The organism is Massilia sp. BGA-UO-ETr-WB1, assembly GCF_059567845.1.
On record NZ_JCAQOT010000025.1, the window covers coordinates 392,904 to 419,630 of the forward strand.

Below are 26,727 nucleotides of genomic sequence, written 5' to 3' on the forward strand. Positions count from 1 at the left end.
CCGTCACGCCGCGGCCAGCACCACCCGGTCGCGGCCTTCCTTCTTAGCCTGGTACAGTGCCTTGTCGGCCCGCACCAGCAGGGAGGAGGGCGAATCGGGCGCTTCCTGCGGATAGGAAGCCGCCACGCCCACGCTGATCGTCAGCGAAACCGTCAGGCCGCCATCGAGGTCGATGCGCAGCTGGGACACCGTCTCGCGCAGGCGCTCGGCAGCGCCGCCCGCCGTCTCCAGCGACGCTTCCGGCATCAGCAGCACGAATTCCTCGCCGCCGAAGCGCGCCACCAGGTCGATGCTGCGCATGGCGGCCGACAGGGCACCGGCCACCGCCACGATGGCCTGGTCGCCCACCTCGTGCCCGTAAGTGTCGTTGATGCGCTTGAAGTGGTCGATGTCCACCATCAGCAGCGCCAGCGGATGCTTGTAGCGGCGCGCGCGGTCCAGCTCCTTGGCGATCTGCTCGGTCATCCGGCGCCGGTTGGCGATGCCGGTCAGCGGGTCGGTGGTGGCCAGCTGTTCCAGCTTGGTGTTTGCCGTCAGCAGTTCGAGCGTGCGCTGCAGCACCCGGTCTTCCAGGTTGTTGCGCTCGTCGTTCAGCGCCGCCAGCGCGGTGCGCCGCGAGCGCAGCACGCGCACCAGCACCGTGATCAGCACGCCCTCCAGCAGGATCAGCGTCACGCCCGAAATAATCTGCCAGCGGTACAGCTCCCACACGCCCACCGGGCGGTTGCGCAGCAGCGCTTCGGGCGGCAGGTTGCGCAGCTGGTGGCGTTCGGCGGTGGGATGGTCGAAGATGTAGCGCTGCACGCCGCTCAAGTCGGCCGGCTGGCCGTGCAGGATGCGCGCGATCACGCGGCCGATGGCTTCGCCGCTCAGCACATAGCCGCCCACCACGCCCGGCAGCACCAGCGACTCCACGTGCGTGAACACCGGCACCGGCGACACCGCCGCCAGCTTGCGCGTCACGTCCGACGGCAGGCCGCTGTCGCCGCTGTTGTCGCGGTAGGTGGCGAACATCAGTATGGCGGTATCCTGGCCCAGCATGGCGGTGCGGCGGTACAGGTCGGCGAAGCTTTGCCTGTCCCAGTAGTCGAAGGCGATCTGCTTGCTGTACGGGCGCGAGGCGGCGCGCACGCCGGCGATCCATTCCTGCACGCGCGGCGTCTGGTCGCCCACCACCACGATGCGCTTGACGCTGGGCGCCACCAGCGGAATCACGCCCAGCATGCGGCCGTAGTCCGGCGCCAGCTCCAGCGCTTCGCCGTCGTTGGGGCGCCAGTTGCGGCGCCCGTGGTTCACGTAATAGCGCGGTACGCCGGGAAACAGTTCGGGATGGCTGTTCAGGAAGCCAGCCGCCAGGTAGTTCTCGGTGACGATGGCGTCCAGCTTCACGTTGGCGTACTTGATGCGCAGGTAGGGCGCCATGCTGTCCAGCGAAGCCTGTTCGCCCACGCGCACCGAATCGAAGCGCTCTTCGAAAATGTCGGGCGGGGCGCCTCCGCGCTTGCTGGCCAGTTCCTGGTACAAGCCTTTGTGCACCAGCTGCTGCCATACCGAGGCGGAGTCCGAGCCGAGCGAATACAGCACCAGCACCTTGCGCGCTGGTGCCGCCTGCGCCGCCTGCGCATGGCGCGCGCCCTGCGCCAATAGCACCGCCAGGAGCAGCAGGCACAGCAAGGGTCGGAAGGTCGGCAAAGGCATGGGTGTGGCGGAGATTGAAAGAGTTTGTCTGGCGGTCATCATAGTGTGACACAAAGTATCTACACTTGTGTCTGTAAATTCCTCCGCTAAATTATTAAAATGGAAATCATTGTTGCATTTATTTAAGATTTTTGGGCGCCTTTCCAGTACAATGCCCGGTCCCGAAAACATTGCCTCTCCATGTCTCCCCCTTCCTCCGCGCTCGCGCCCCTGCAGCACCCAACCTTCCGCATGCTGTGGTGCACCTGGCTGATCGCCAACGTTTGCATGTGGATGAACGACGTGGCGGTGGCGTGGATGATGACGGCCATGACCACCTCGCCGGTGTGGGTGGCGCTGGTGCAGACCGCGTCCACCTTGCCGGTGTTCCTGCTTGGCCTGCCCAGCGGCGCGCTGGCCGACATCCTGGACCGCAGACGCTATTTCATCGCTACCCAGTTCTGGGTCGCCGGCGTGGCCGTGCTGCTGTGCGCGGCGGTGCTGTCCGGCGCCATCACGCCTACGCTGCTGCTGGTGCTGACCTTCGCCAACGGCATCGGCCTGGCCATGCGCTGGCCGGTGTTTGCGGCCATCGTGCCGGAGCTGGTGCCGCGCGCGCAGCTGCCGGCGGTGCTGGCGCTGAACGGCGTGTCCATGAACGCGTCCCGCATCGTCGGGCCGCTGCTGGCCGGCGCGTTGATCGCCGGCGCGGGCAGCGCCTGGGTCTTCGTGCTGAACGCCGTGCTGTCGGTATTGTCCGCTTTCCTCATCATGCGCTGGCGCCGCGAGCACGCGCCTGCGCCAGCCGCCCCGGAGGGCCTGCTGCGCTCCATGGGCGAGGGCTTGCGCTTCGTGGCCGGGGCCACCCATATGAAGGCGGCGCTGGCGCGCATCTTCCTGTTCTTCTTCCATTCGACGGCCTTGCTGGCGCTGCTGCCGCTGCTGGCGCGCGGCCTGCATGGCGGCGCGGCCGGCACTTTTACCGTGCTGCTGGCCTGCATGGGCGCGGGCACCGTGGCGGCGGCGCTGCTGCTGCCCGCCTTGCGCCAGGCGCTGCCGCGCCGCGCCCTGGTCACCGGCAGCGCGCTGCTGCAGTCGGCCACCATGCTGGCGGTGGCGCTGTCGCCGAATGTCTACGTTGCCGCACCGGTCATGTTCGTGGCCGGCATGGCCTGGATCTCCACCGCCAACGCGCTGATCCTGTCCGTGCAGCTGGCCTTGCCCGACTGGGTGAGGGCGCGCGGCATGTCCATGTATCAGATGGCCATCATGGGCGCCAGCGCGGCCGGCGCCGCCTTGTGGGGCCAGCTGGCTGCGCTGAGCAGCGTGCCGGCCAGCCTGATGTGCGCGGCAGCCGCCGGCGCGGCAGCGATGCTGTTCGCGCACCGCCTTCCGGACGCCGAGTCCACCGCCGCACCCAACGCAGCACCCAACGCAGCACCCAACTAAGCAGAAAACCCCACCATGCATACCAATTTCCCCGGCCAGGATGGCCACACCGCGTCCCTCTCCCGTGGCCAGCGCGCCATGTGGTTCCTGTGGAACCTGAATCCGGACGGCGCCGAGTACAACCTGCCGATGGCCTGGACCATCCGCACCGGGCTCGATGTGGACGCCTTGGAAGGGGCAATGCAGGACCTGGTGCAGCGCCACCCGGTCCTGCGCACCACGTACTCCGCGCCGCACGGTGAACTGGTGCAGCTGGTGCATCCGCAGGGACCCACAGGCTTCCAGCAGGTGGACGCCAGCGGCTGGGACGCGCAGCGCCTGCACGCCAGCCTGACCGAAGCGGCCCACCTGCCGTTCGACCTGAAGCACGGGCCGATATTCCGCAGCCACCTGTTTTCCAGCGGCGCGAACGAGCATGTGCTGCTGTTGAACAGCCACCACATCGCCACCGATACCTGGTCGCTGATCATCATGATGGAAGAACTGGGCATGCTGTACCAGGCGCGCGTGGCCGGCAAAGCGCCGGAACTGCCGCCGCACAGCCTGTCCTATATCGACTACGTGGGCTGGCAGGACGCGCTGCTGGCGTCGCCGCGCGGCGACGAGCATTGGGCCTACTGGAAAAAGCAGCTGGCCGCGCCGGCCAGCCTGGACCTGCCGACCGACCGTCCGCGCCCGCCGATCCAGAGCCACGCCGGCGCCGGCCACGGGTTCGAGCTGAACGCCGAACTGACGCGCCAGGTGCGCGCGCTGGCCAAACAGGAAGGCGTCACCTTCTACACGGTGTTGCTGGCCGCGTTCTACGCGCTGTTGTACCGCTACACCGGGCAGGACGACCTGGCCGTCGGCTCGCCGCGCTTCGGCCGTCCGCCGGAAGGCTACGAGCGCACCGTGGGCTACTTCGCCAGCCCGTGCGCGCTGCGCATGCAGCTGGCGGGCGACACGCCGTTTGCGCAGTTCCTGCACCAGGTGCGCGAAGTGCTGGTGGGCGCCAAGGACCACCAGGACTTCCCGTTCCCGCTGCTGGTGGAGAAACTCGGCCTGCCGCGCGACATGAGCCGCAGCCCGGTGTTCCAGGTGGCGTTCACGTATCAGAAGGCGCAGCTGGCGCACATGCAGGGCCTGGCGGCTGCGCGCATGGGACTGGCCGGCGCGAAGCTGGACCTGTCCGGCCTGCAGCTCGAATCCTATCCGCTGGAACTGCGCAGCGTGAAGTTCGACGTCGACTTCGTGGTGGAAGAGGTGGACGGCGCGCTGCGCGGCGTGTGCTGGTACAACACCGACCTGTGGGACCAGGACAGCATCGCCTACCTGGTGGAGCACTATCAGACCTTGCTGCTGGCCGCCACCCAGGCGCCGCAGATCGCGCTGGAACGCCTGCCCATGCTCACGCAGCGCGAGCTGGACACCAGCGTAGCGCGCAACGCCACCGACGCGCCGTTCCCCATGGCCTGCGTGCACCGCCAGTTCGAGCAGCGCGTGGAGCGCGCGCCGTCCGCCATCGCGCTGCGCTTCGGCAGCGCTGAATCGGGCTGCGAGGAGCTGAGCTACGACGAATTGAACCGGCGCGCCAACCGCCTGGCGCACTACCTGCGCGGGCAGGGTCTGAAGCAGGGCGAGCTGGTTGGCCTGAGCATGGAACGCGGCCGCCCCGAACTGGTGATCGGCCTGATCGCTATCCTGAAGGCGGGCGGCGCCTACCTGCCGCTGGACCCGGACTACCCGCAGGACCGCCTGGCCTACATGCTGAAGGACGCCGCAGTCGGCCTGCTGCTGACGCAGGAGTCGCTGCGCGGGCGCCTGCCGGCCGGCGATGCGCGCGTGCTCTGCCTGGATACCGACTGGGACCGCATCGCGAAGGAATCCGCAGCCAACCCGCCGTTGGCGTCCGGACCGGACGACTTGGTGTACGTGATCTACACGTCCGGCTCCACCGGGCGCCCGAAAGGCGTGATGCTGGAGCACCAAGGCCTGTCCAACATGGTGCATGCGATGGCGGAGGGATTCCACGTCGACCAGGACAGCCGCGTGCTGCAGTTCGCCTCCTTCAGTTTCGACGCATCGGTGAGCGAAATCTTCACCGCGCTGTGCGCCGGCGCCAGCCTGTGCCTTGCGCCCAAGATGGACATGATGCCCGGCTCCGCGCTGGTCAACACCATCAACCGCCACGCCGTCTCGGTGGTGACGCTGCCGCCGTCCGTGCTGGCGCTGCTGTCCCCGTCGGACTTGCCGACGCTGCGTTCCGTGATCACCGCCGGCGAGCCGTGCAACCTGGAGCTGGTGAAGCGCTGGAGCGCCGGGCGCCGCTTCATCAACGCCTACGGTCCGACCGAAACCACGGTCTGCGCCACCATGACCGTGCTGGCGCCGGATACCACATGCGTCAGCATCGGCCATCCGCTGCCCAACACCCGTTTGTACGTGCTGGACCCGCTGCTGCAGCCGGTGCCGCGCGGCGTGGCGGGCGAGCTGTATATCGCCGGCGTGGGCCTGGCGCGCGGCTACCTGGGCCGCCCGGACCTGACCGAGGAGCGCTTCGTCCCCAATCCATTCGGCGCGCCGGGCGAACGCATGTACAAGACCGGCGACCTGGCGCGCTACCTGCAGGACGACAGCCTGGAGTTCCTGGGCCGCCTGGACCACCAGGTCAAGCTGCGCGGCTTCCGCATTGAACTGGGCGAGCTGGAAGCTGTCATCATGGAGCATGAGGGCATCCGCGAAGCGCTGGTGCTGGCCAGCCGCGATTCCGGCCAGGACCAGCGCCTGGTGGCATACGCCATCCCGCAGGAAGGCGCGGCCGTCACCACGGCCGCCATCCGCGCGCACATGCAGGGCAAGCTGCCCGAGTTCATGGTGCCGGCCGCCTTCGTGCTGCTGGACGCGTGGCCGATGACGCCGAACGGCAAGATCGACCGCCGCGCGCTGCCGGCGCCGCCGGGCATGGCGGCCGACGCCGCCAGCGCACCGCCGCGCGACCGCCTGGAGCAGCAGATCGCCGCCATCTGGCAGGAAGTGCTGAACCTGCCCGCAGTGGGCATCGACGACAGCTTCTTCGACGTGGGAGGCCACTCGCTCAGCCTGGTGGAAGTGGAGGTGCAGCTGGACGAGAAACTGAACCTGACCGTGCCCACCATGGACCTGTTCCGCTTCCCCACCATCCGCTCGCTGGCCAACCACTTGCGCACCGCGCTGAGCGACGGCCAGGACCTGGACGCGCAGTTCCGCGAGCGTAACCACGGCCCGCTGCGCAGCGTGCCGGCCGCAGGCGGCGCGGCAGGGCGCACGGACATCGCCATCGTCGGCATGGCAGGCCGCTTCCCCGGCGCCGCCAATGTGGAGGAATTCTGGGCCAATCTGCGCGGCGGCGTGGATTCCATTACGGAGCTGAGCGACCAGCAGTTGCTGGACGCGGGCGTGCCGCAGCACTTGATCGACGACCCGCGCTACGTGAAGCGCAAAGGCATCCTGGACGACGTGGCCTGCTTCGACGCGCCGTTCTTCGGCTATCCGCCGCGCGAAGCGCAACTGATGGACCCGCAGCAGCGCCTGTTCCTGGAACTGGGCTGGCAGGCGCTGGAGCATGCCGGCTACAGCAGCGAAGGCTATGCCGGCCGCATCGGCGTGTACGGCGGCACCGGGCGCGCTGCATACCTGCAGCACTTCCTGAACACGAATCCGGAGTCGGCGGCGGAGCTGTTCCAGACCACCATCCTGAACGAGAAGGACTTCCTGTCCACCCGCCTGGCGCACAAGCTGAACCTGCGCGGCCCGGCGCTGACGGTGCAGACCGCGTGTTCCACCTCGCTGGTGGCGGTGCACATGGCTTGCCAGCAGCTGCAGATGGGCGATTGCGACATGGCGCTGGCAGGCGGCGTATCGATCGAGGTGCCGCATGGCACCGGCTACCTGTACCAGGAAGGCCATATCCTGTCGCCGGACGGGCATTGCCGCGCCTTTGACGCGGGCGCCGGCGGCACGGTGCGCGGCAGCGGCGGCGCGCTGGTGGTGCTCAAGCGCCTGGCCGATGCGCAGCGCGACGGCGACACCATCTGGGCCGTGATCAAAGGTTCGGCCATCAATAACGACGGCAGCATGAAAGTGGGCTTTACGGCTCCCAGCGTGAACGGCCAGGCCGAGGTGATCGACCAGGCGCTGCAGCGCGCGGGCGTGGACCCGCGCAGCATCGGCCTGGTGGAAGCGCACGGCACCGCGACGCCATTGGGCGATCCGATCGAGGTGGCCGCGCTGACGCAAGCCTACCGCAAATACACGGCGGACCGCGGATACTGCATGCTGGGTTCGGCCAAGGCGCACGTCGGCCACCTGGATACGGCGGCCGGCGTGACGGGGCTGATCAAGGCGGCGCTCTCGGTGCACCACGGCGTGGTGCCCGCCATGCTGCACTTCCAGGCGCCCAACCCGAAGCTGGGGCTGGAAAACAGCCCGTTCTTCGTCAACAAGGCGGCGGTGCAGTGGTCCGAAGCGGATTCGCCGCGCCGCGCGGCGGTGAGTTCGTTCGGCATCGGCGGCACCAATGCGCACGTGATTCTGGAACAGGCGCAGCCGCCTGCCCAGCAACCGGCGCAGCACCCGGCATCCCAGGCGGCAGGCGGCTTGCCTCAGGTGCTGGCGCTATCGGCCAAGTCGGCCACCGCGCTGAACGCCATGACGGTGCGGCTGGCAGAGCACCTGCGCGCGCATCCCGGCGCCAACCTGGCGGACCTGGCCTACACGCTGCAGACCGGCCGTGCGCAGCTGCCGCAGCGCCGCGCCATCGTGTGCGCCGATGCAGCCGGCGCCGTGGAAGCGCTGGAAGCGCTGGCCTCGGCCTCCGCCGCCACCGCCACCGCCACCGCTTCGGCCTCCGGCAGTGCCGCCGGCCAGCTCACCTTCCTGTTCCCCGGCCAGGGGCTGCAGCAAGTGAACATGGGCCGCGAGCTGTACGAAACCGCGCCCGAATTCCGCGACTGTGTGGATGCCTGCGCCGAGTTGCTGCTGCCCCTGCTGGGCCTGGACCTGCGCGCCTTGCTCTATCCCGCGCCGGAAGCGCAGGAACAGGCCGCGCGCCAGCTGGCGCAAACGGCCATCACGCAGCCCGCCATGTTCTTGGTGGAGTACGCGCTGGCGCGCCAGCTGATGCACTGGGGCGTGCAGCCGCAAGCCATGATGGGCCACAGCCTCGGCGAATACGTGGCCGCCTGCCTGGCCGGCGTGATGTCCCTGCCGGACGCGCTCAAGCTGATCGCCGCGCGCGGCCAGCTGGTGCAGCAGCTGCCGGCCGGCGCCATGCTGGCGGTGGAAGCCAGCGCCGCCGAGGTGCAGGCTTTCCTGGGCAAGGGCGTGGACCTGGCGGTGGTGAACGGCCCGCGCGCCTGCGTGCTGGCCGGGACCATGGAAGGCATCGACGCGCTGGCGGCGCCGCTGGCTGCGGCCGGCCTGCGCAGCAAGCGTGTGCCGACCTCGCACGCCTTCCATTCCGCCATGCTCGACCCGATACTGGGCCAGTTCGAAGCGCTGTTCGCCGGCATAACGCTGCGCGCGCCGCAAATCCCCTACGTCACCAACGTGACCGGCGCCTGGGTGACGGCGGAGCAGGCCACCGATCCGGCCCACTGGGTGCGCCACATGCGCCAGACGGTGCGTTTCGCCGAAGGCCTGGAACTGCTGCTGGAGGCGCCCGGCGGCATCTACCTGGAAGTCGGCCCCGGCCAGACCTTCAGCGCCATCATCCAGCGCCACCCGCTGAAGCAGACCGTGCACTTCGCCGGTCCGACGCTGGCCGCGGCCGGCGCTTCCGACTGCGCCGCCGTCATGCAAAGCCTGGCGCGCCTGTGGACGCACGGCGTAACGCCGGACTGGCGCAAGCTGCACGGCGCCGCCGCGCGCCGCCGCATCGCCTTGCCGCTGTATCCGTTCGACCGCTACCGCTACTGGCCGGAAGCGCGCACGTCCGCCACCCAGGCCGCCCCGCGTTTCGAGGCCGTGACCCGCGCCGAAGTTGCGCAAGTGGCAGATGCACCAACTGCATCGGCCCCGCGCACCGCACCGCGCGACGCCTACGAAATGGAAGTGGCAAAAGTATTCGAAGAAATCCTCGGTGTCGGCTCGGTGCAGCCTGGCGACAACTTCTTCGACCTTGGCGGCAGCTCGCTGTCGTCGCTGAGCGTCATCATCCGCCTGGAGCAGGCTTTCGACTGCAGCCTGACCAACGCCGTGCTGATGGAGAACCCGACGGTGGAAGCGCTGGCGCAGGCGCTGCGCACCGGCCGGGCTTCGCGCGGCTCGCAACTGATCGGCATGCGCGGCACCGGCAATCTGCCGCCGGTGTTCTGCATTCACCCTTACGGCGGCCACACCATGGGCTACGTGGAGCTGACGCGCGCCCTGGGCGCCAGCCAGCCGGTGTTCGGCGTGCAGGCGCGCGGCCTGCAAGGCGAAGCGGCGCCGCTGCGCCGCATCGAAGACATGGCTGCGGCGTATATCGCTTTGATCAAGGCGCAGCAGCCGTCCGGCCCGTACACGCTGGTCGGCCACTCGATGGGCGGCTGCATCGCCTATGAAATGGCGCGGCAGCTGCGCCAGGCGGGCGACCAGATCGTCATGCTGGCGCTGATCGATTCGCGCGCGCAGAACGCCAGCGCGCAGCCTCTGTACCGCAACGGCGCCTACGGCCAGATGGCCAGCAAGGACTGGCTCAGCGACGACGCGGTGCTGCTCGGCATCCTGCTGCCCGCCATCAGCATGGACTGGGACAGCCTGCGCGGCGTGGCGGCGGACCAGCAGTGGCTGCAGGTGCTGGAAGCGGCCAAACAGCAAGGTTTGCTGCCGCCGGGGGCAGGGCAGGAGCAGGTGCGCCACATGCTGGCCGTCACTACCGCCAACGACGAGGCGCTGCGCAGCTACGCGCCGCCGCGCCAGGCGGAAGCGGACTCGGTACCGGTGGTGCTGTTCAGCGGATCGGAAGGCTTCGCGCAGCAGTTCGGCGAACCGGACCTGGGCTGGGGCGCGCTGGTGGCCGATGAACTTGAGCAGATCGAAGTTCCGGGCAACCACCACACCATCATGCTGGGCGCCAGCGCGCAGGCAATGGCAGGGCGGATCAGGGAAGGGATCAAGAAAGGCTAAGCCGCGCGCAGCGCGTCCACGATCTTCATGCGCGCGGCGCGCACGGCGGGCAGGAAGCCGCCGATGAAGCCCATCACCAGCGAAAACAGCAAAGTCTTGACGACGATGGCGCCGTCCAGGCGGAAGCCGAACGCCAGTTCCGAGAAGGACTGGAAGTTGGTGGTGGAGAAGGACAGGAACTGCATGAAGGACGCGAACACCAGCCCCACGGCGCCGCCGGCCAGCGCCAGCAGCATGGACTCGGCCAGGAATGCGGCCAGGATGTTGCGCCGCTGGTAGCCCAGCGCGCGCAGCGTGCCGATTTCGCCGGTGCGGTTGGCCACCGACGCATACATGGTGATGGCCGCGCCTATCATCGCCCCGATCGAGAAAATGATGGACAGCGTCAGTCCCAGGATGCTGATGAAGGTGGACAGCGCGCGCGACTGGTCCGAATAGAAAGTCTGCTCGCGCTTGGCCTCCAGCGTCAGGCGCTGGTCGGACTCGATGTCCTGTTTGAAGCGCTCGAACAGCGCGCTGTCGGCCAGCCGCAGCACCATGGACGAATAGCCGTTGCGGCGGAAAGCCTGCATCAGCTGGTCCGCGTCGCCCCATATCTCGGAGTCGAAGCCGCTGTTGCCGGCGTCGAACAGGCCCACCACTGTCCACTCGCGCTGGCCGAAGCGCAGCTTCTCGCCGATGCCCGCACCCGCAAAGCGCTTGGCGATGCTGGCCCCGGCCACGATCTCCGAAGCACCGGGCCGGAACATGCGGCCGGAGCTCAGCTTCACCTGCGGCCGCAATACCAGCCCGCGCTGGTCTATGCCGCGTATCACCACGTTGGATGGCTTGTCGGAGCCGCGCTTGAGCAGCGAAATCAGCACCACGGTTTCCTTCGAGATCATGGGCTGGCCATCGGCGCCGAGCGCAATGGCGGCGTGGCTGGCGGCGATATTGGCCTGCGCGCGCTCCACGCCGCTCTGCACTTCGCTTTCGGCCGAGCGCCGTATCAGGATTACATTGTCGTATTCGCCGGTGGTGACCAGCGTGGTGCGCAGGCCTTCGTCCAGCATCAGCACCGTGGCGAACACGAACACCACCAGCGCCAGCCCGCTGGCCGTCAGCACGGTGGTCAGGCGCCTGGCCCACAGGTTGCGCGCGATGTAGGAGAGGGGAATCCGCATCAGCCTATGCTCCTCAAGCCCTCGACGATGTTCACGCGCACCGCGCGGATGGTCGGCGCAATGCCCGCCACCACGCCGATCAGCAGCGCGGCCAGCGCCTGCAGCAGCACGGTGAGCGGCGCCACCTGGAACACCGGGAACATGGTGCCCATGGCGGAGCCGATGATGGCCGCCAGCGGGAACAGCAGGGCCACGCCGAGCGCGGCGCCGAACACGGACAGCAGCAGCGACTCGCCGAAGATCAGCGCCGCCAGGTAGCCCGGCCCGAAGCCCAGCACTTTGAGCGTGGCGTACTCGCCCAGCCGCTCGCGCGCGCTCATGGCCATGGTGTTGGCCATCACCGCCATGATGATGACGATGACCACGAAGGACACCACCCGCACCGCCACCACGATGGCTTCGGACATGGACACGAAGCCGAGCTGGAACGCCTTCTCCGTTTCGGTCAGCGTTTCGGCCAGCGAGTTGCGGAACTGGCCGTCGATCACGCTGGAGGTGGCGGCGGCGTCCTCGGCGCGGGCGATGCGCACCACGTACACGCCCACCTGGTTGGCGCGGCGCGGATAGATCTTCTTCAGGCCTTCGTTCACGTAGTCCCAGTGGAAGAACATGGTGGCGGTGTTGGTCGAGTCCTGTTTTCCATCGTAGATGCCGCGCACCACGAAGTCCCACTGGCCGGGATAGATGGTGCCCTTGATGGGGACGGTGTCGCCGACCTTGAATCCGTACTGGTTGGCCAGCTTGCGGCCGACGATGGCGCCCTTGCGGTCGCGCAGGAAGGCGGACCGCTCCTCCTCGGGCAGCAGGTAGTCCGGGTAGATGTCCAGGTAGCTCTGGCCGGAGATGGCGAATTGCGCGAAGAAGTTCTTCGGGTCCTTGTAGACGCCGCCGAACCAGTTGGCGTAGCCCACGCCGGTCACGCCGTCCACCGCGCGGATGCGGGCCTGGTAGGCCAGCGGCAGCGGGAACACCAGCGAGGTGGCGTTGCGCGTGACCAGCGTGGTGTTGGACGCGCCCTCGGCGCCCGCGTACCAGGCGTCCACCACGGTTTGCAGCAGGCCGAAGGACAGCGTGGCCACCACCAGTCCAAGCACGGTCAGCGCCGTGCGCAGCTTGTGGCGCAGGGCGTTCTTGGAGATCAGCTTGAGCAGGTACATGGCTGGTACATGGCAGATACGTGGCGCGGGCCGGCTAGGCGGGCGTGGCGATAAGCTCGCCTTTTTCAAGGTGGACCAGGGTGCGCGCCTGCTGCGCCGCGTGCGCGTCGTGCGTCACCATGATGATGGTCTTGCCCAGTTCCCGGTTCAGCTGCTGCATCAGCGCCAGCACCTCGCTGGCCGATTGCCGGTCCAGGTCCCCGGTGGGTTCGTCGGCCACGATCAGCGTGGGGTCGGTGACGATGGCGCGCGCGATGGCCACGCGCTGCTGCTGGCCGCCGGACAGCTCGTTGGGCGTGTGGTCCATGCGGTCCGACAGGCCCACCATGGACAGGGTCAGCTCCACCCGCTCGCGCCGCTCGCGGCGGGACAGGGGCGTGAGCAGCAGCGGCAGCTCCACGTTCTCGAACGCGGACAGCACCGGCATCAGGTTGTAGAACTGGAAGATGAAGCCCACGTTGGCCGAGCGCCAGTGCGCCAGGTCGGTCTCGGACATGGACGCGATGTCCAGGCCGTCCACGCGCAGCAGGCCGGAGTCCGGCTTGTCGATGCCGGCGATCAGGTTCAGCAGGGTGCTCTTGCCGGAGCCGGACGGGCCCATCAGCGCGGTGAAGTCGCCGGCCTGGATGTCGAGCGTGATGTCGGTCAGCACCGGCACGTGCTGGCCGCCGCGCTGGTAGGATTTGACGAGGTGCTCGATCCGCACCAGCGCTTCCTTGCCGGGCGCCGTCATTTCTTCGCCACCGACACCGGCTGGCCGTCCTGCAGCTTGGCGTCCGGGTTCGACACCACCTTGTCGCCCGGCTTCACGCCCTTGACCTCCACCAGCTCGCCCACCTTGCGGCCGCTGCCCACGGCCACCAGCCGCGCTTTGCCGTCCGCCACCACGAACACCACCGGCTTGCCGTCGCGCGTGGCGATGGCGGCCGGCTGCACGGCCGTCACCGGCGCCTTGTCCTCCGGCGGCACCGGCTTGGACAGGAAGGCCACCTTGGCGCTCATGTCCGGCAGCACGCGTGGATCCCGGTCGATGAAGCGCACCTTCACCAGCAAGGTGGCCTTGCTGCGGTCCACGGTCGGCACCATGCGCGACACCACGCCGGCCAGGCGCAGCTCGGGGAACGCGTCAAGCTGGATTTCGGCCGGCTGGTCCACCTTGATTTTCGACAGGCTCGATTCGGACACGTCCGCCTCCACTTCCAGCGTATCCATGTCGGCGATGGTCACCACCGCCCCCTTGCTGTCGGCGGCGGAAGAGAAGGGCGTGATGTTGTCGCCCACGTTGGCGCTCTTGGTCAGGATCACGCCGTCGAACGGGGCGCGGATCACGGTCTGGTCCAGCGCCACCTGCGCCGCCTGCGCATTGGCCTGCGCCGCCGCGATGGCCGCGCGCTGCGCCGCGATGGCCGCCCTGGCCTTGTTGTAGCGCGCCAGCGCGCTGTCGTAGCTGGCCGCCGCGATGAACTTCTGGTCCAGCAGTTCGCCCGCGCGCTTGAAGGCCTGCTGCGCGTCCTGCAGTTCGGCCTGGCCCTGTTCCAGGTTGGCCTGCGCCACCTTGATGTTGGCCTGCGCCTGGCCCAGCGTAGCGCTGACGTCGCGGTTCTCCAGCCGCGCCACGACCTCGTCCTTCTTCACGCGCGAGCCTTCCAGCACGCCCAGCCACTCCAGGCGCCCGGTGGCCTTGGACGACAGCGCCGCCTTGCGCTGCGCCACCACGTAGCCGGTGGCGTTGAGCAGCGTGTAGTTCTGCGCGGGATAAGCCTGCGACACCGTCACCGTTTCCACGTCCGCCTTGCCGCCCGCCTGGCGGCTGACGACGAAGCCCGCCGCCGCCAGCGCCAGCACCGCGAGCCCGATCTTGAGCCACTTGCGGCGGCGCGAGCGCTGGCCCGGCACCTGTGCCTGCGGGTTGCGTTCGATTTTCAGTTTGGAGAGATCGGGAGACGGCATTGGTACCTCGGCATACTTGTTAATTTGTTAGCAGATAGTGCTGCAAATCGGCCCGGCCTGCAAGCGCCTACGCTGGCGGCTGGCTGGGCCGCAGCGCACCGCGCGCCGCTTCCACGACCGCCGCGCTCAGGCGTTCCAGCTTCGGCGACTGCACGCGCCAGGTGTGCCAGTGCAGCGCCACGTCGGTGTGTTTGCCGGGCGCCAGGTCGAGCAGGGCGCCGCTGGCCAGGCGGTCGCCGAATTGCTGCTCGGCCACCATGCCGTAGCCCAGGCTCAGGTCTATGCAGCGCAGGAAGCTCTCGTTGGCCGGGATGTAGTGGCAGGGATGGCTGCCGGGCAGCAGGCCGAATTCGCGCTGCATGAAGTTCGCCTGCAGCAAATCCTTGCGGTCGAACACCATCATCGGCGCCGCCAGGGCGGCCTGGCGGCTCAGGCCGTGCGGGAACCAGCGCGCGGCGAAGCCGGGCGTGGCCATCATGCGGTAGCGCACCACGCCCAGCGGCTGGGCCACGCAGCCGCGCATGGGCTGCGCCTCGGTGGAGATGGCCGCCAGCGCCTGGCCGCGCTCCATCAGCGTGTAGGTGTGGTCCTGGTCGTCCAGCGACAGGTCGAGCAGGATGTTTTCCCGGATCAGGAAGGGCGCCAGGCCGGGCAGCAGCCAGGTGCCCAGCGTGTCGTTGTTGACGGCCAGCGACACGCTGAGCGGGCGCGCATCCTCTTCCTGCATGCCGGACAGGAATTCCTCCTCCAGCAGCTTGCTGCGGCGCAGGTATTGCACCAGGCGCTGGCCCGCGCTGGTGGGGCGGCAGGGCCGGCTGCGGATCACCAGCGGCGTGCCCAGCGCCACTTCCATGGCGCTGACGCGCTGCGATACGGCCGAGGCGGACACGTGCAGCAGCGCGGCGGCCTGCTCGAAGCTGCCGGTGTCGATGATGGCGAGCAGCGCTTCGGCCTGGCGGGTGTCGGGCAGCATGGCATTCTCCAGATTAGCAATTCTTAAGTATCCTGAAGAATATTAATCCAGCTTCATCTTGCCCGGCAAGCCGTGGAAAATGGCTGCATCTCCACTCAACAGCGAGCTTGCCATGTTCACTCCGCACGTCTTCCTCAACGGCATGGGTCTGGGCGCCAGCCTCATCATGGCCATCGGCGCCCAGAACGCCCATGTGCTGCGCGTCGGCGTGCGGCGCCAGCACGTGGCCGTCACGGTGGCCACCTGCATCCTGATCGACGTGGTGCTGATCGGCGCCGGCGTGGCTGGCATGGGCGCGCTGATCCAGGACTCGCCGCTGCTGATGGGGCTGGCGCGCTGGGGCGGGGCGGCTTTCCTGGTGTGGTACGGCTTGCGCAGCTGGGCCTCCATGCTGCGCACGGACGCGCTGGAGGTGCAGCCGGGCGCGGTGCCGCTCAGCCTGCAGCGCGCGCTGGTCAGCGTGCTGGCGCTGTCCCTGCTCAACCCCCATGTCTATCTGGACACGCTGGTGCTGCTAGGCTCGCTGGGCGGCAATTATCCGGCCCATCAGCGCGCCAGCTTCGCGGTCGGCGCCATGACGGCCTCGCTGCTGTGGTTCACCGCGCTGGGCTTCGGCGCCAGCCGCCTGTCCGAGGTGTTCCAGCGGCCCCTGGTGTGGAAAGGCATCGAAGCCCTGACCGGCTGCATCATGCTGGCGCTGGCGGCCGGGCTGGTGCTGGGGAGCTGAGCGGCGGCGGAGCGGACCGGGGGGGCGCAAGCGGGGAATGCGGGGCTAAGGTAAAATCTTGCCCCATGCCTAATACACCGCCCCTCCCAGCCCCCATGCTGCAAGCACTGGACCGTGCCGACGCCTCGTGGCGCCCGGTCCTGCTGCGCGGCCTGGAAGCGATGGCGGCGGCCGATCCGGCCTATCTGCCGGCGCTGGCCGCGGACCACTACCTGCCCACCGAACTGCGCCTGTTCGCCGCTTTCGAGCTGCCGCTGGACCAGGTGCGCTACGTGCTAGTGGGCGAAGGCCCGTACCCGCGCGCGGAAAGCGCCACCGGCGTCTGCTTCATGGACGGCGCCGTCAAGGGGCTGTGGTCGGAAGAGCAGGGCGGCGGCCTGTCCAAGCCGGTCAACAAGGCCACCTCGCTGCGCAACTTCATGAAAATGCTGCTGGTGGCGGACGGCCTGCTGAGCGCCGACAACACCGCCGGCGCGGCGCTGGCCGCCGTGGCCGCCCAGGCGCGCTCCGATGCCGGCATGACCCGGACCCTGGCCGACATCCAGCACAAACTCACCGCGCACGGCTTCCTGCTGCTGAACGCCTCGCTGGTGTTCCGGCCGCACGTTGCCCCAGTGAAAGATGCGAAAGCCTGGCTGCCGTTCTTTGAAACGGTGATCGCCGCGCTGGAGCAAGCCCAGCCTACGCTAATTCTGTGGGGAAAGATCGCCGAGCAGCTGAACCGCTTGCCCGTGGTGCAGGCGCTGCCGCAGATCGTGGCCGAGCACCCTTATAACCTGTCATTTATCGGCAACCGCGACATGCACGCCCTGTTCGGGCCGCTGCGGCTGCTGCGTGCCTGAAGGGTAAGCAAACTGCTTGCCAGGGGTGCCTGACAAAATTGGTCAAGTTTGGTATACTTGACTAAATCGTTCAACTAATCAGAGTTTCGACTGCTTGGAAGGAACGATATTTTAACCGAACCGAGGTTGTGATGCGTCTGACCACCAAAGGCCGTTTTGCAGTGACTGCGATGATCGATCTGGCTTTGCGCCAAGGCAAAGGCCCGGTCACGCTGTCTGGCATTTCGCAGCGCCAGGCGATTTCGCTGTCTTACCTGGAGCAGCTGTTCGGCAAGCTGCGCCGCCACGAGATCGTCGAGTCGATCCGCGGCCCCGGCGGCGGCTACAGCCTGGCCCGCCGCGCCGACAAAGTCACGGTGGCGGACATCATCATCGCCGTCGACGAGCCGCTGGACGCCACCCAGTGCGGCGGCAAGGAGAACTGCCACGGGGCCGACGCCGCCACCGGCGCGCGTTGCATGACCCACGAGCTGTGGGCCACATTGAATGAAAAGATGGTCGATTACCTGGACTCCGTATCGCTGCAGGATCTGGTCGATCAACAAAGGCAAAAACACGCCGAGCAGGCCGTGGTGGTGATGCACCGCAACGCCGCCGTCGGTTAATAGATTCGCAGTACGCAGATACGCTGATTGGAGTAATAGATGAACGCCCCAGAAAAAAACGTCGCCCAGGTAGCCCCGGTTGAATTCAAGACCGCGCCGCACTTCCCTATCTATATGGACTACTCGGCCACCACGCCGATCGACCCGCGCGTGGCCGACATGATGATCCCTTACCTGCGCGAGCAGTTCGGCAATCCCGCCTCCCGCAGCCATATGTATGGCTGGACCGCCGAAAAAGCGGTGGAAGAGGCGCGCGGCCACGTGGCTGCGCTGGTGAACGCCGATCCGCGCGAAATCATCTGGACCTCCGGCGCCACCGAGTCGAACAACCTGGCCATCAAGGGCGCGGCGCAGTTCTACAAGACCAAGGGCAAGCACATCATCACCGTGAAGACCGAGCACAAGGCCGTGCTGGACACGGTGCGCGAACTGGAACGCGTGGGCTTCGAAGCCACCTACCTGGAACCGCAGGACAACGGCCTGATCACCATCGCCCAGCTGGAAGCGGCGATCCGCCCGGACACCATCCTGGTCTCGGTCATGCTGGTCAATAACGAGATCGGCGTGATCCAGCCGATCGACGAGATCGGCGCGCTGTGCCGCTCGAAAGGCATCATCTTCCACTGCGACGCCGCGCAAGCGACCGGCAAGGTGGCGATCGACCTGCAAAAGACCAAGGTCGACCTGATGACCTTCACCGCCCACAAGACCTACGGCCCGAAAGGCATCGGCGCGCTGTACGTTTGCCGCAAGCCGCGCGTGCGCATCGAAGCGCAAATGCACGGCGGCGGCCACGAGCGCGGCCTGCGCTCCGGCACCCTGCCGACCCACCAGATCGTCGGCATGGGCGAAGCGTTCCGCCTGGCGAAAGTGGAAATGGAGAGCGAAATCGCGCGCATCAAGGCGCTGCGCGACCGCCTGGCGGCCGGCCTGCAGGACATTGAAGAAACCTACATCAACGGCGACATGGAACACCGCGTGCCGCACAACCTGAACGTAAGCTTCAACTACGTGGAAGGCGAATCGCTGATCATGGCGGTCAAGGACCTGGCGGTATCGTCCGGTTCGGCCTGCACTTCGGCCTCGCTGGAACCGTCCTACGTGCTGCGCGCCCTGGGCCGCAGCGACGAACTGGCGCACAGCTCAATCCGTTTCACCATCGGCCGTTTCACCACCGAGAAGGACATCGACTTCGCGGTGGAACTGATGAAGTCCAAGGTCGGCAAGCTGCGCGAATTGTCGCCGCTGTGGGACATGTTCAAAGAAGGGATCGACATCAATTCGATCCAATGGGCAGCGCACTAATTTAAAGATTACAGGAGCATCAAAATGGCATACTCGGAAAAAGTGTTGGACCACTACGAAAATCCACGCAACGTCGGCGCCTTTGAAAAGGGCGACGAATCGGTCGGCACCGGCATGGTGGGTGCGCCTGCTTGCGGCGACGTGATGAAGCTGCAGATCAAGGTCGGCGCCGATGGCCTGATCGAAGATGCGAAATTCAAGACCTACGGCTGCGGCTCGGCGATCGCCTCGTCGTCGCTGGTGACCGAATGGGTCAAGGGCAAGACCCTGGACGAAGCGCTGGCCATCAAGAACACCGCCATCGCCGAAGAACTGGCCCTGCCGCCGGTGAAAATCCACTGCTCCATCCTGGCTGAAGACGCCATCAAGGCGGCAGTTGAAGACTACAAGGCCAAACACGCGGCACCAGTGGCAACAGCGGCCTAAACGCCGGAGGACAGCATGGCAATTACCCTGACCGAAAAAGCGGCCAAGCATATCAACCGTTACATCGAACGCCGCGGCAAAGGCATCGGCCTGCGCTTCGGCGTGCGCACCACGGGCTGCTCCGGTCTGGCCTACAAGCTGGAGTACGTGGACGAAGTGACGGACGAGGACAGCGTGTTCGAGTCGCACGGCGTGAAAGTGTTCGTCGACCCGAAAAGCCTGCCGTACATCGACGGCACCGAGCTGGACTTCGCGCGCGAAGGCCTGAACGAAGGCTTCAAGTTCAACAATCCGAACGAGAAAGACGCCTGCGGCTGCGGCGAAAGCTTCCGTATTTAAATCCGCAGTTTTCTTAGTAATGCGCCGTGCAAAACCACTTCGAACTTTTCCACCTGCCGCAGCAGTTCGCCGTCGATACGGGGGCGCTTGACAGCGCCTACCGCGACGTCCAGAGCCGCGTCCACCCCGACCGTTTCGTCAACGCCACCGACGCCGAAAAGCGCGTCGCCATGCAATGGGCCACGCGGGCCAACGAAGCCTACCAGACCCTGAAAAACCCGCAGAAGCGCGCGCAATACCTGTGCGAGCTGAATGGCGTGGATCTGCAGACCGAGTCGAACACCGCCATGCCGGCGGCCTTCCTCATGCAGCAGATGGAATGGCGCGAGGAGCTGGACGACGCGCGCAGCGGCAAGGACGTGGAACTGCTGGACAAGCTGGACGGCCAGCTGCGCGCCGCGCGCAAAGACCAGTTGCAGGACATCGAGCGCAGCATCACGGCAGGCGACTTCCACGCCGCCGCGCAGGGCGTGCGCGCCCTGATGTTCCTGGAAAAATTCGGCGAAGAAGTCCGCTTCGCCTTCGACGCCCTTGAGGCGTAAGCCTCGCCACCAGGCATAAAGCAAGAGAACCTATGGCACTACTGCAGATTTCCGAACCCGGCATGTCGACCGCGCCGCACCAGCACCGGCTGGCGGTGGGTATCGACCTGGGCACCACCAATTCGCTGGTCGCCACCGTGCGCAACAGCATCCCCGAAGTGCTGAACGACGAGGAGGGCCGCCCGCTGCTGCCTTCCGTGGTGCGCTACCTGCCGAACGGCCACGCCAACATCGGCTACAAGGCCCAGGCCGCGCAGACCACCGACCCGAAGAACACCATCGTCTCCGTCAAGCGCTTCATGGGCCGTGGCCTGAAGGACATCGCCTACGCCGAGAACCTGCCGTACGACTTCGTCGACGAACCCGGCATGGTGCAGCTGCGTACCGTGGCCGGCGTGAAGTCGCCGGTGGAGACCTCGGCGCAAATCCTGGCCACGCTGCGCCAGCGCGCCGAAGACTCGCTGGGCGACGACCTGGTGGGCGCCGTGATCACCGTGCCGGCCTACTTCGACGACGCGCAGCGCCAGGCCACCAAGGACGCGGCCCAGCTGGCCGGCCTGAACGTGCTGCGCCTGCTGAGCGAACCGACCGCCGCCGCCATCGCCTATGGCCTGGACAGCGCTTCGGAAGGCCTGTTCGCCGTGTACGACCTGGGCGGCGGCACCTTCGACATCTCGATCCTGAAGCTGAGCAAGGGCGTGTTCGAAGTGCTGTCCACCGGCGGCGATTCCGCGCTGGGCGGCGACGACTTCGACCACCGCCTGTTCTGCTGGATCCATGAACAGGAGAAGCTGGCCCCGCTGTCCGACGAGGACACCGCCGTGCTGATGGTGAAAGCGCGCGAAGCGAAGGAACTGCTGTCCACCAAGTCCGAAGTGACGGTGGACGCCTTCCTGGGCTCGGGCGAGGAAGTGCACCTGAAGATCACCGCCGAGACCTTCGCCGAGATCACCAAGCACCTGGTCGGCAAGACCATGAACGCCATCAAGAAAGCGCTGCGCGACGCCAATGTGGACGCGGACGACGTGGACGGCGTGGTGATGGTGGGCGGCGCCACGCGCATGCCGCACGTGCAGCGCGCCGTGAGCGAGTACTTCCACACCATCCCGCACGCGAATATCGATCCGGACAAAGTGGTGGCGCTGGGCGCCGCCATCCAGGCCAATCTGCTGGCCGGCAACCGCGCGCCGGGCGACGACTGGCTGCTGCTGGACGTGATCCCGCTGTCGCTGGGCATTGAAACCATGGGCGGCCTGGTCGAGAAGATCATCCCGCGCAACTCCACCATTCCTTGCGCCCGCGCGCAGGAGTTCACCACCTTCAAGGACGGCCAGACCGCCCTGGCCGTGCACGTGCTGCAGGGCGAGCGCGAGCTGGTGACGGACTGCCGTTCGCTGGCGCGCTTCGAGCTGCGCGGCATTCCGCCGATGGCGGCCGGCGCGGCGCGCATCCGCATCACGTATCAAGTCGATGCCGACGGCCTGCTGTCCGTGTCGGCGCGCGAACTGCGCTCCGGCGTGGAAGCGTCGATCTCGGTCAAGCCGTCCTACGGCCTGGGCGACGACGACGTGGCGCGCATGCTGCAGGATTCCTACAAGTCCGCCGACGTGGACATGAAGGCGCGCGCCCTGCGCGAGGAACAGGTGGAGGCGGAGCGCATCCTGCTGGCCACCCAGTCCGCGCTGGACGAGGACGCGGGCCTGCTGGACGACTCCGAGCGCGCCGACGTGGACGCGCTGATGGCCAGGACCCGCGCCGTGCTGCAGCAGTCCATGGACGGCACGGTGGACCATCAAGCCGTCAAGCTGGCCGTGGAAGCCCTGGCGCGCGGCACTGAAGAATTCGCATCGCGCCGCATGGACCGCAGCGTGCGCAGCGCACTGGCCGGGAAATCGCTGGACCAGGTAGTTTAAAAGAGAAAGATAGACATGCCACAAATCGTATTCCTGCCACACGCCAAGCTGTGCCCTGAAGGCGCCGTTGTCGAAGCTCCCGCCGGCAAAACGCTGTGCGACGTCATGCTGGAAAATGACATCCACATCGAACACGCCTGCGAGAAGAGCTGCGCCTGCACCACTTGCCACGTGCTGGTGCGCGAAGGCTTCAATTCGCTGAGCGAAGCCAGCGAAACCGAGGAAGACCTGCTGGACAAGGCCTGGGGCCTGGAAGCGGTGTCGCGCCTGTCGTGCCAGGCGGTGGTGGCGGACGAAGACCTGGTGGTCGAGATTCCGAAGTACACCATCAACCACGCCAGCGAAGGCGGGCACTGAGGAGCGCAGCATGAAATGGAGTGACATCACGGCCATCGCCGAAGCGCTGTACGACAAATACCCCGGGATCGACCCGATTACCGTCCGTTTCGTTGACCTGCACAACTGGGTGGTGGACCTGGACGGTTTCGACGACGACCACACCCGTGGCGGCGAAAAGATTCTGGAAGCGATCCAGCAGGCGTGGATCGATGAAGCAGCTTAAGAACGCTAAAACCGCACCGCTGGGCGACACCGTCACGGCGGCGGCCAACATGCCCGAAATCCGCGAAGGCCAGTCCGTGGCCTTGCTGCAGGAGCTGCACATCCTCACGCGTGATGGCAAGCTGAACCAGGACAGCCGCCGCAAGCTGAAGCAGGTCTACCACCTGTACCAGTTCATCGAACCGCTGCTGAAGGAGGTGCAAGCCCAGGAGGGGAAACTGCGTCCCGGCGTGTCGCTGGTCGACCACGGCGCCGGCAAGTCCTACCTCGGCTTCATCATCTACGACCTGTTCTTCAAGCACCTGGAAGACGGTTCGCACATCTACGGCATCGAAACGCGCGCCGAGCTGGTGGCGCGCTCGCAGGAACTGGCCGCCAAGTTCGGCTTCAAGGGCATGTCCTTCCTGCCGCTGTCGGTGGCCGAATCGACCGAGTCGAAGGACCTGCCCGAGCAGATCGACATCGTCACCGCGCTGCACGCCTGTAACACCGCCACCGACGACGCCATCGCCTTCGCGCTGAAGAAGAAGGCCAAGTTCATGGTGCTGGTGCCGTGCTGCCAGGCCGAAGTGGCCACGGTGCTGAAGAAGAACAAGGCCAAGCAGCTGAAAAGCCCGCTGACCGAAATCTGGCGCCACCCGATCCACACGCGCGAATTCGGCAGCCAGGTCACCAACGTGCTGCGCTGCCTGCAACTGGAAGCGCACGGCTACCACGTCAACGTGACGGAGCTGGTGGGCTGGGAGCACTCGATGAAGAATGAGCTCATCATCGCCAGCTACAAAAACCTGCCGCGCCGCCGTCCGACGGAGCGCTTGCAGGAAGTGCTGGAGACGCTGGGACTGGAAGAAATGGGCAATCGCTTCTTCGCGGAGCAGTTAGCCAAAGCTGAATAATCGAAAAAGGGCGGGAACATGAGTGAGCAGTGGATAGACCTTCGCAGTGACACCGTAACCCGCCCCAGCCCAGCCATGCTGGACGCGATGCGCGCCGCCGACACCGGCGACGACGTCTACGGCGACGACCCCACCGTCAACCTGCTGCAGGACACCGCCGCCGAACTGTTCGGCTACGAGGCGGCGCTGTACGCGCCGTCCGGCACCCAATCCAACCTGATCGCGCTGCTGGCCCACTGCGGCCGTGGCGACGAATACATCGTCGGCCAGGAAGCGCACACCTACCGTTACGAAGGCGGCGGCGCGGCGGTCCTCGGCAGCATCCAGCCGCAGCCTCTGCCCAACCAGGCCGACGGCAGCATCGCCATTGCCGACATCGAGGCCAACATCAAGCCGGACGACGTGCACTTTGCCCGTTCGCGCCTGCTGGCGCTGGAAAACACCATCGGCGGCCGCGTGCTGCCGGCGGCCTACGTGGCGCAAGCCACCGCCTACGCGCACCAGCGCGGCCTGGCTACCCACCTGGACGGCGCCCGCATCTGCAACGCCGCCGTGCAGCAGGGCGTTAGCCTGCGCGACGCGGTACAGGGCTTCGACAGCGTGTCCGTGTGCCTGTCGAAAGGCCTGGGCGCGCCGGTCGGCTCGGTACTGTGCGGCTCGCGCGCATTGGTCGAGCAGGGCAAGCGCTGGCGCAAGATGCTGGGCGGCGGCATGCGCCAGGCCGGCGTCATCGCCGCTGCGGGCCTGTACGCGCTGCAGCACAACGTGGGCCGCCTGGCGGACGACCATGACAACGCCGCCTTCCTGGCCGCCGAACTGGCGACAATCCCCGGCTTGAAAGTCAGCACGCCGCAAACCAATATCTTCTACGTGGACGTGCCGCCGCAGCACACGGCGGGCCTGCAGGCCGCCCTGCAGGCTGCGCGGATCCGCGTTTCCATGGCGCCGCGCCTGCGCCTCGTCACCCATCTCGATGCGCCGCGCGCCGGCCTCGAACGCACGGCCGCCGTTTTCGCGGCCTATTTCAACAAGTTATGACAGAACAAGACAACACCGTCCGCCTCGCCAAACGCGTGGCGGACATGCTCCCATGCTCGCGCCGCGAGGCCGAGCTGTACATCGAAGGCGCCTTCGTCCGCGTGGACGGCGAACTGGTCGAGGAGCCGGGCGCGCGTGTCGCGCCGGAACAGACCGTGGAACTGGACAAGGACGCCACGCTGCTGGAGATCGCGCCCGTCACCATCCTGCTGAACAAGCCGGCGGGCATCAGCGCCGGCATCGACAAGGAAGGCCAGCCCGTATTCAGCCTGCTGAGCGAGGCCACCCGCACCGAGGCCGCGCGCGGGGAGCGCTTCCTCAAGCGCCACCTGGTGAACTTGTCGCTCGAGTCGCCGCTGGAGACCATGGCCAGCGGCCTGGTGGTGCTGACGCAGGACTTCCGCATCACGCGCAAGCTGGGCGAGGGGCTGGAGCAGGAAATCATCGTGGAAGTGGAGGGCAACATCGCCGACAACGGCCTGGCGCTGCTGAACCACGGCCTGCCTTACAACGGCAAGCCGCTGCCGCCGATCAAGGTGAGCTGGCAAAACGAGAAGCGTTTGCGCTTCGCGCTGAAGTCGCCCAAGCCGGGCCAGATCCAACACATGTGCAAACTGGTGGGCCTGAAAGTGGTGGCCATGAAGCGCATCCGCATCGGCCGCATCGCCATGTCCAGCCTGCCGGTCGGCGAATGGCGCTACCTGCAGGGTTTCGAGCGCTTTTAAGCGGTTGCGGTTTTCGCTTTTTTCTCGGGCTTGGGCAGCTGCACCAGGCGGGTGCCGGCCAGGCGGTCGTGCAGGAATTGGCGGTCCTTGCTGAAGAAGGCCGTCAGCGACCAGGCCAGGATGCCGACGCCGATGGCGTTCAGCGCTTGCCAGCGGCTCAGGCCGAAGGCGTAGTTCACCACCAGCGCGGGCAGCACCCAGCCCCAGCTCAGCAGGTAACGCAGCGCGGCGATCTTGGGCGGCACGTGGGCGTGGCCCGGCAGCACCACCTTGATGCGCCAGGTGCGCATGGCCAGGGTCTGGCCTTCGCGCGCCCATTGATGGATGAAGTAGGCGCCCAGCACCAGGAAGGCCAGCATCTGGCGCATGTGCTCGGCCGTCTGCGTGTGCGACGCGCCTGAGACGATTTCAAAAATCAGGAAGGGCAGGAACAGCGCCGCGAACGCCAGCAGCAGTTCATACACCATGGAGATCAAACGGCGTTTGACGGTGGGGGCTGGCTGGTCGAGCAGGGCGCTATTTGACATTGGCGGATGCGGGCTGGCTGGTCGGGGAGGCGCCGGCCGCTGCCGGCGCGGCGACCGGGGCTGCGGCAGGGGGGATTGAGCCCGGCACGACGTTGGATGCGCCCGGCAGGTGGGCGGCGGCGCCGCCGGCTGCGAGGCTGGGCGCCAGGCCGGGTGCATTGCCCGCCGCGCCGGCCGCCGGGACAGCGCTGCCCGGCACGCCGGCGGCGGGCGCCGCGCCCGGCGCGCCCGGAGCCAGGGCCGCGCCGGGCGGCTTGGCCTTGATCGGCGCCACGACCGGCGCCTTGCTCTGCGTCGGCGTGGGCGGATTGGCAACCTGTTTCTTGGGCGCCTTGTCGGCCAGCTGTTTCTTCTTCTCTTCCGGCAGCTGCTGGTACTGCTCCCACTGGGCCGATTTCTGGCCCGGGGTGATCTTTTGCGTGCGGGCGAAATTCTCGCGCACCTGGCGGCGCTGGTCCGGCGTCAGCCGCAGCCAGTCGCGCATGCGTTCGTGCACGCGCTGCTGCTCGTCCGGCTTCATCGACGCGAAGCGGTTGGCGATCTCCAGCCATTTCTGCTTGCGCAGGCCTTCCAGCTTGTTCCACTCGGCCGCCAGCGGCTCCAGCGCGCGCTGCTGCGCGGGCGTCAGGTCTTTCCACAGCGGTTTTTCAAGGGCGATGGGGGCGACGGCGTGCTTGCCCGGCGGAGTTGCAGCGGGAGTGGCCGCCGGGGCAGCCACTTGCGCGCTCGCCACGGCGGCCCAGACCATCACCCCCAAACTGACCAATTCACCTTTAAACCGGTACAG

At 67.2% G+C, this 26,727-nt stretch carries 22 protein-coding genes and 1 pseudogene; 15 read left to right on the forward strand and 8 right to left on the reverse strand.

Translation table 11 applies throughout. The annotated features are described in order from the left end of the window. Positions 1 to 3 precede the first annotated feature (3 nt). Entirely contained in the window at positions 4 to 1,698 is a 1,695-nt protein-coding gene (locus AC56DV_RS19870; protein WP_496315963.1) for a diguanylate cyclase, read from the reverse strand. 180 nt (positions 1,699 to 1,878) lie between these two features. Here AC56DV_RS19870 and AC56DV_RS19875 point away from each other — a divergent pair. Then, positions 1,879 to 3,117, forward strand: a pseudogene (locus AC56DV_RS19875) (MFS transporter); the annotation flags it as partial. 24 nt (positions 3,118 to 3,141) lie between these two features. Then, positions 3,142 to 10,251 (forward strand): hybrid non-ribosomal peptide synthetase/type I polyketide synthase, encoded by a 7,110-nt coding sequence (locus AC56DV_RS19880; RefSeq protein ID WP_496315964.1) that lies wholly within the window; start codon positions 3,142 to 3,144, stop codon positions 10,249 to 10,251. Here AC56DV_RS19880 and AC56DV_RS19885 read toward each other — a convergent pair. The 5 genes from AC56DV_RS19885 to AC56DV_RS19905 form a co-directional block, all read right to left on the reverse strand. Then, positions 10,248 to 11,414 (reverse strand): ABC transporter permease, encoded by a 1,167-nt coding sequence (locus tag AC56DV_RS19885; protein WP_496315965.1) that lies wholly within the window; start codon positions 11,412 to 11,414, stop codon positions 10,248 to 10,250. The two genes, AC56DV_RS19880 and AC56DV_RS19885, sit on opposite strands and share 4 nt — an antisense overlap. Next, on the reverse strand, positions 11,414 to 12,571 hold the full coding sequence (locus AC56DV_RS19890) for an ABC transporter permease (RefSeq protein WP_496315966.1): 1,158 nt from the start codon (positions 12,569 to 12,571) through the stop codon (positions 11,414 to 11,416). Before AC56DV_RS19890 ends, AC56DV_RS19885 begins: the two co-directional genes overlap by 1 nt. Positions 12,572 to 12,605: 34 nt before the next feature. Continuing rightward, positions 12,606 to 13,304 carry an ABC transporter ATP-binding protein gene (locus AC56DV_RS19895; RefSeq protein WP_496315967.1) on the reverse strand — a complete coding sequence of 233 codons (699 nt, stop codon included), beginning with the start codon at positions 13,302 to 13,304 and terminating at the stop codon, positions 12,606 to 12,608. Continuing rightward, positions 13,301 to 14,521, reverse strand: a complete 1,221-nt coding sequence (locus tag AC56DV_RS19900) for an efflux RND transporter periplasmic adaptor subunit (RefSeq protein WP_496315968.1) — start codon at positions 14,519 to 14,521, stop codon at positions 13,301 to 13,303. The genes AC56DV_RS19895 and AC56DV_RS19900 overlap by 4 nt, the downstream gene beginning before the upstream one ends. Before the next feature lie 67 nt (positions 14,522 to 14,588). Beyond that, positions 14,589 to 15,494: a LysR family transcriptional regulator ArgP gene (locus AC56DV_RS19905; protein ID WP_496315969.1), complete on the reverse strand. Its 906-nt coding sequence runs from the start codon at positions 15,492 to 15,494 to the stop codon at positions 14,589 to 14,591. A gap of 112 nt (positions 15,495 to 15,606) precedes the next feature. Between AC56DV_RS19905 and AC56DV_RS19910 the strand changes: the two genes are divergently transcribed. From AC56DV_RS19910 to AC56DV_RS19970, 13 genes are all read left to right on the forward strand, one after another. Then, positions 15,607 to 16,221: a LysE/ArgO family amino acid transporter gene (locus AC56DV_RS19910; protein WP_496315970.1), complete on the forward strand. Its 615-nt coding sequence runs from the start codon at positions 15,607 to 15,609 to the stop codon at positions 16,219 to 16,221. A gap of 95 nt (positions 16,222 to 16,316) precedes the next feature. Beyond that, positions 16,317 to 17,063, forward strand: a complete 747-nt coding sequence (locus AC56DV_RS19915; protein WP_496315971.1) for a uracil-DNA glycosylase family protein — start codon at positions 16,317 to 16,319, stop codon at positions 17,061 to 17,063. 131 nt (positions 17,064 to 17,194) lie between these two features. Further along, positions 17,195 to 17,668, forward strand: a complete 474-nt coding sequence (gene iscR / locus AC56DV_RS19920) for a Fe-S cluster assembly transcriptional regulator IscR (RefSeq protein WP_056405225.1) — start codon at positions 17,195 to 17,197, stop codon at positions 17,666 to 17,668. Positions 17,669 to 17,707: 39 nt separating this feature from the next. Then, positions 17,708 to 18,973, forward strand: coding sequence for an IscS subfamily cysteine desulfurase (locus AC56DV_RS19925; protein ID WP_496315972.1), 1,266 nt, complete (start codon positions 17,708 to 17,710; stop codon positions 18,971 to 18,973). A 24-nt stretch (positions 18,974 to 18,997) separates the two neighbouring features. Further along, positions 18,998 to 19,399, forward strand: a complete 402-nt coding sequence (iscU, locus tag AC56DV_RS19930; RefSeq protein WP_496315973.1) for a Fe-S cluster assembly scaffold IscU — start codon at positions 18,998 to 19,000, stop codon at positions 19,397 to 19,399. 15 nt (positions 19,400 to 19,414) lie between these two features. After that, positions 19,415 to 19,738, forward strand: a complete 324-nt coding sequence (gene iscA, locus AC56DV_RS19935; RefSeq protein WP_056405219.1) for an iron-sulfur cluster assembly protein IscA — start codon at positions 19,415 to 19,417, stop codon at positions 19,736 to 19,738. A gap of 26 nt (positions 19,739 to 19,764) precedes the next feature. Further along, positions 19,765 to 20,280, forward strand: coding sequence for a Fe-S protein assembly co-chaperone HscB (hscB, locus tag AC56DV_RS19940; RefSeq protein WP_496315974.1), 516 nt, complete (start codon positions 19,765 to 19,767; stop codon positions 20,278 to 20,280). A 32-nt stretch (positions 20,281 to 20,312) separates the two neighbouring features. Further along, entirely contained in the window at positions 20,313 to 22,193 is a 1,881-nt protein-coding gene (hscA, locus tag AC56DV_RS19945; RefSeq protein WP_496315975.1) for a Fe-S protein assembly chaperone HscA, read from the forward strand. A 15-nt stretch (positions 22,194 to 22,208) separates the two neighbouring features. Beyond that, positions 22,209 to 22,550: an ISC system 2Fe-2S type ferredoxin gene (gene fdx / locus AC56DV_RS19950; RefSeq protein WP_056405212.1), complete on the forward strand. Its 342-nt coding sequence runs from the start codon at positions 22,209 to 22,211 to the stop codon at positions 22,548 to 22,550. A gap of 10 nt (positions 22,551 to 22,560) precedes the next feature. Continuing rightward, on the forward strand, positions 22,561 to 22,755 hold the full coding sequence (gene iscX / locus AC56DV_RS19955; RefSeq protein WP_496315976.1) for a Fe-S cluster assembly protein IscX: 195 nt from the start codon (positions 22,561 to 22,563) through the stop codon (positions 22,753 to 22,755). Beyond that, entirely contained in the window at positions 22,742 to 23,650 is a 909-nt protein-coding gene (locus AC56DV_RS19960; RefSeq protein ID WP_496315977.1) for a class I SAM-dependent methyltransferase, read from the forward strand. The genes iscX and AC56DV_RS19960 overlap by 14 nt, the downstream gene beginning before the upstream one ends. An 18-nt stretch (positions 23,651 to 23,668) precedes the next feature. After that, entirely contained in the window at positions 23,669 to 24,688 is a 1,020-nt protein-coding gene (gene ltaE / locus AC56DV_RS19965) for a low-specificity L-threonine aldolase (RefSeq protein WP_496315978.1), read from the forward strand. After that, a complete protein-coding gene (locus AC56DV_RS19970; RefSeq protein WP_496315979.1) occupies positions 24,685 to 25,413 on the forward strand; it encodes an rRNA pseudouridine synthase in 729 nt (242 codons plus the stop codon). The genes ltaE and AC56DV_RS19970 overlap by 4 nt, the downstream gene beginning before the upstream one ends. Here AC56DV_RS19970 and AC56DV_RS19975 read toward each other — a convergent pair. Together AC56DV_RS19975 and AC56DV_RS19980 are read right to left on the reverse strand one after the other, a co-directional pair. Further along, entirely contained in the window at positions 25,410 to 25,940 is a 531-nt protein-coding gene (locus AC56DV_RS19975) for an RDD family protein (protein WP_496315980.1), read from the reverse strand. The genes AC56DV_RS19970 and AC56DV_RS19975 overlap by 4 nt on opposite strands. Further along, on the reverse strand, positions 25,930 to 26,688 hold the full coding sequence (locus AC56DV_RS19980; protein WP_496315981.1) for a DUF3106 domain-containing protein: 759 nt from the start codon (positions 26,686 to 26,688) through the stop codon (positions 25,930 to 25,932). Before AC56DV_RS19980 ends, AC56DV_RS19975 begins: the two co-directional genes overlap by 11 nt. Positions 26,689 to 26,727: the final 39 nt, after the last annotated feature.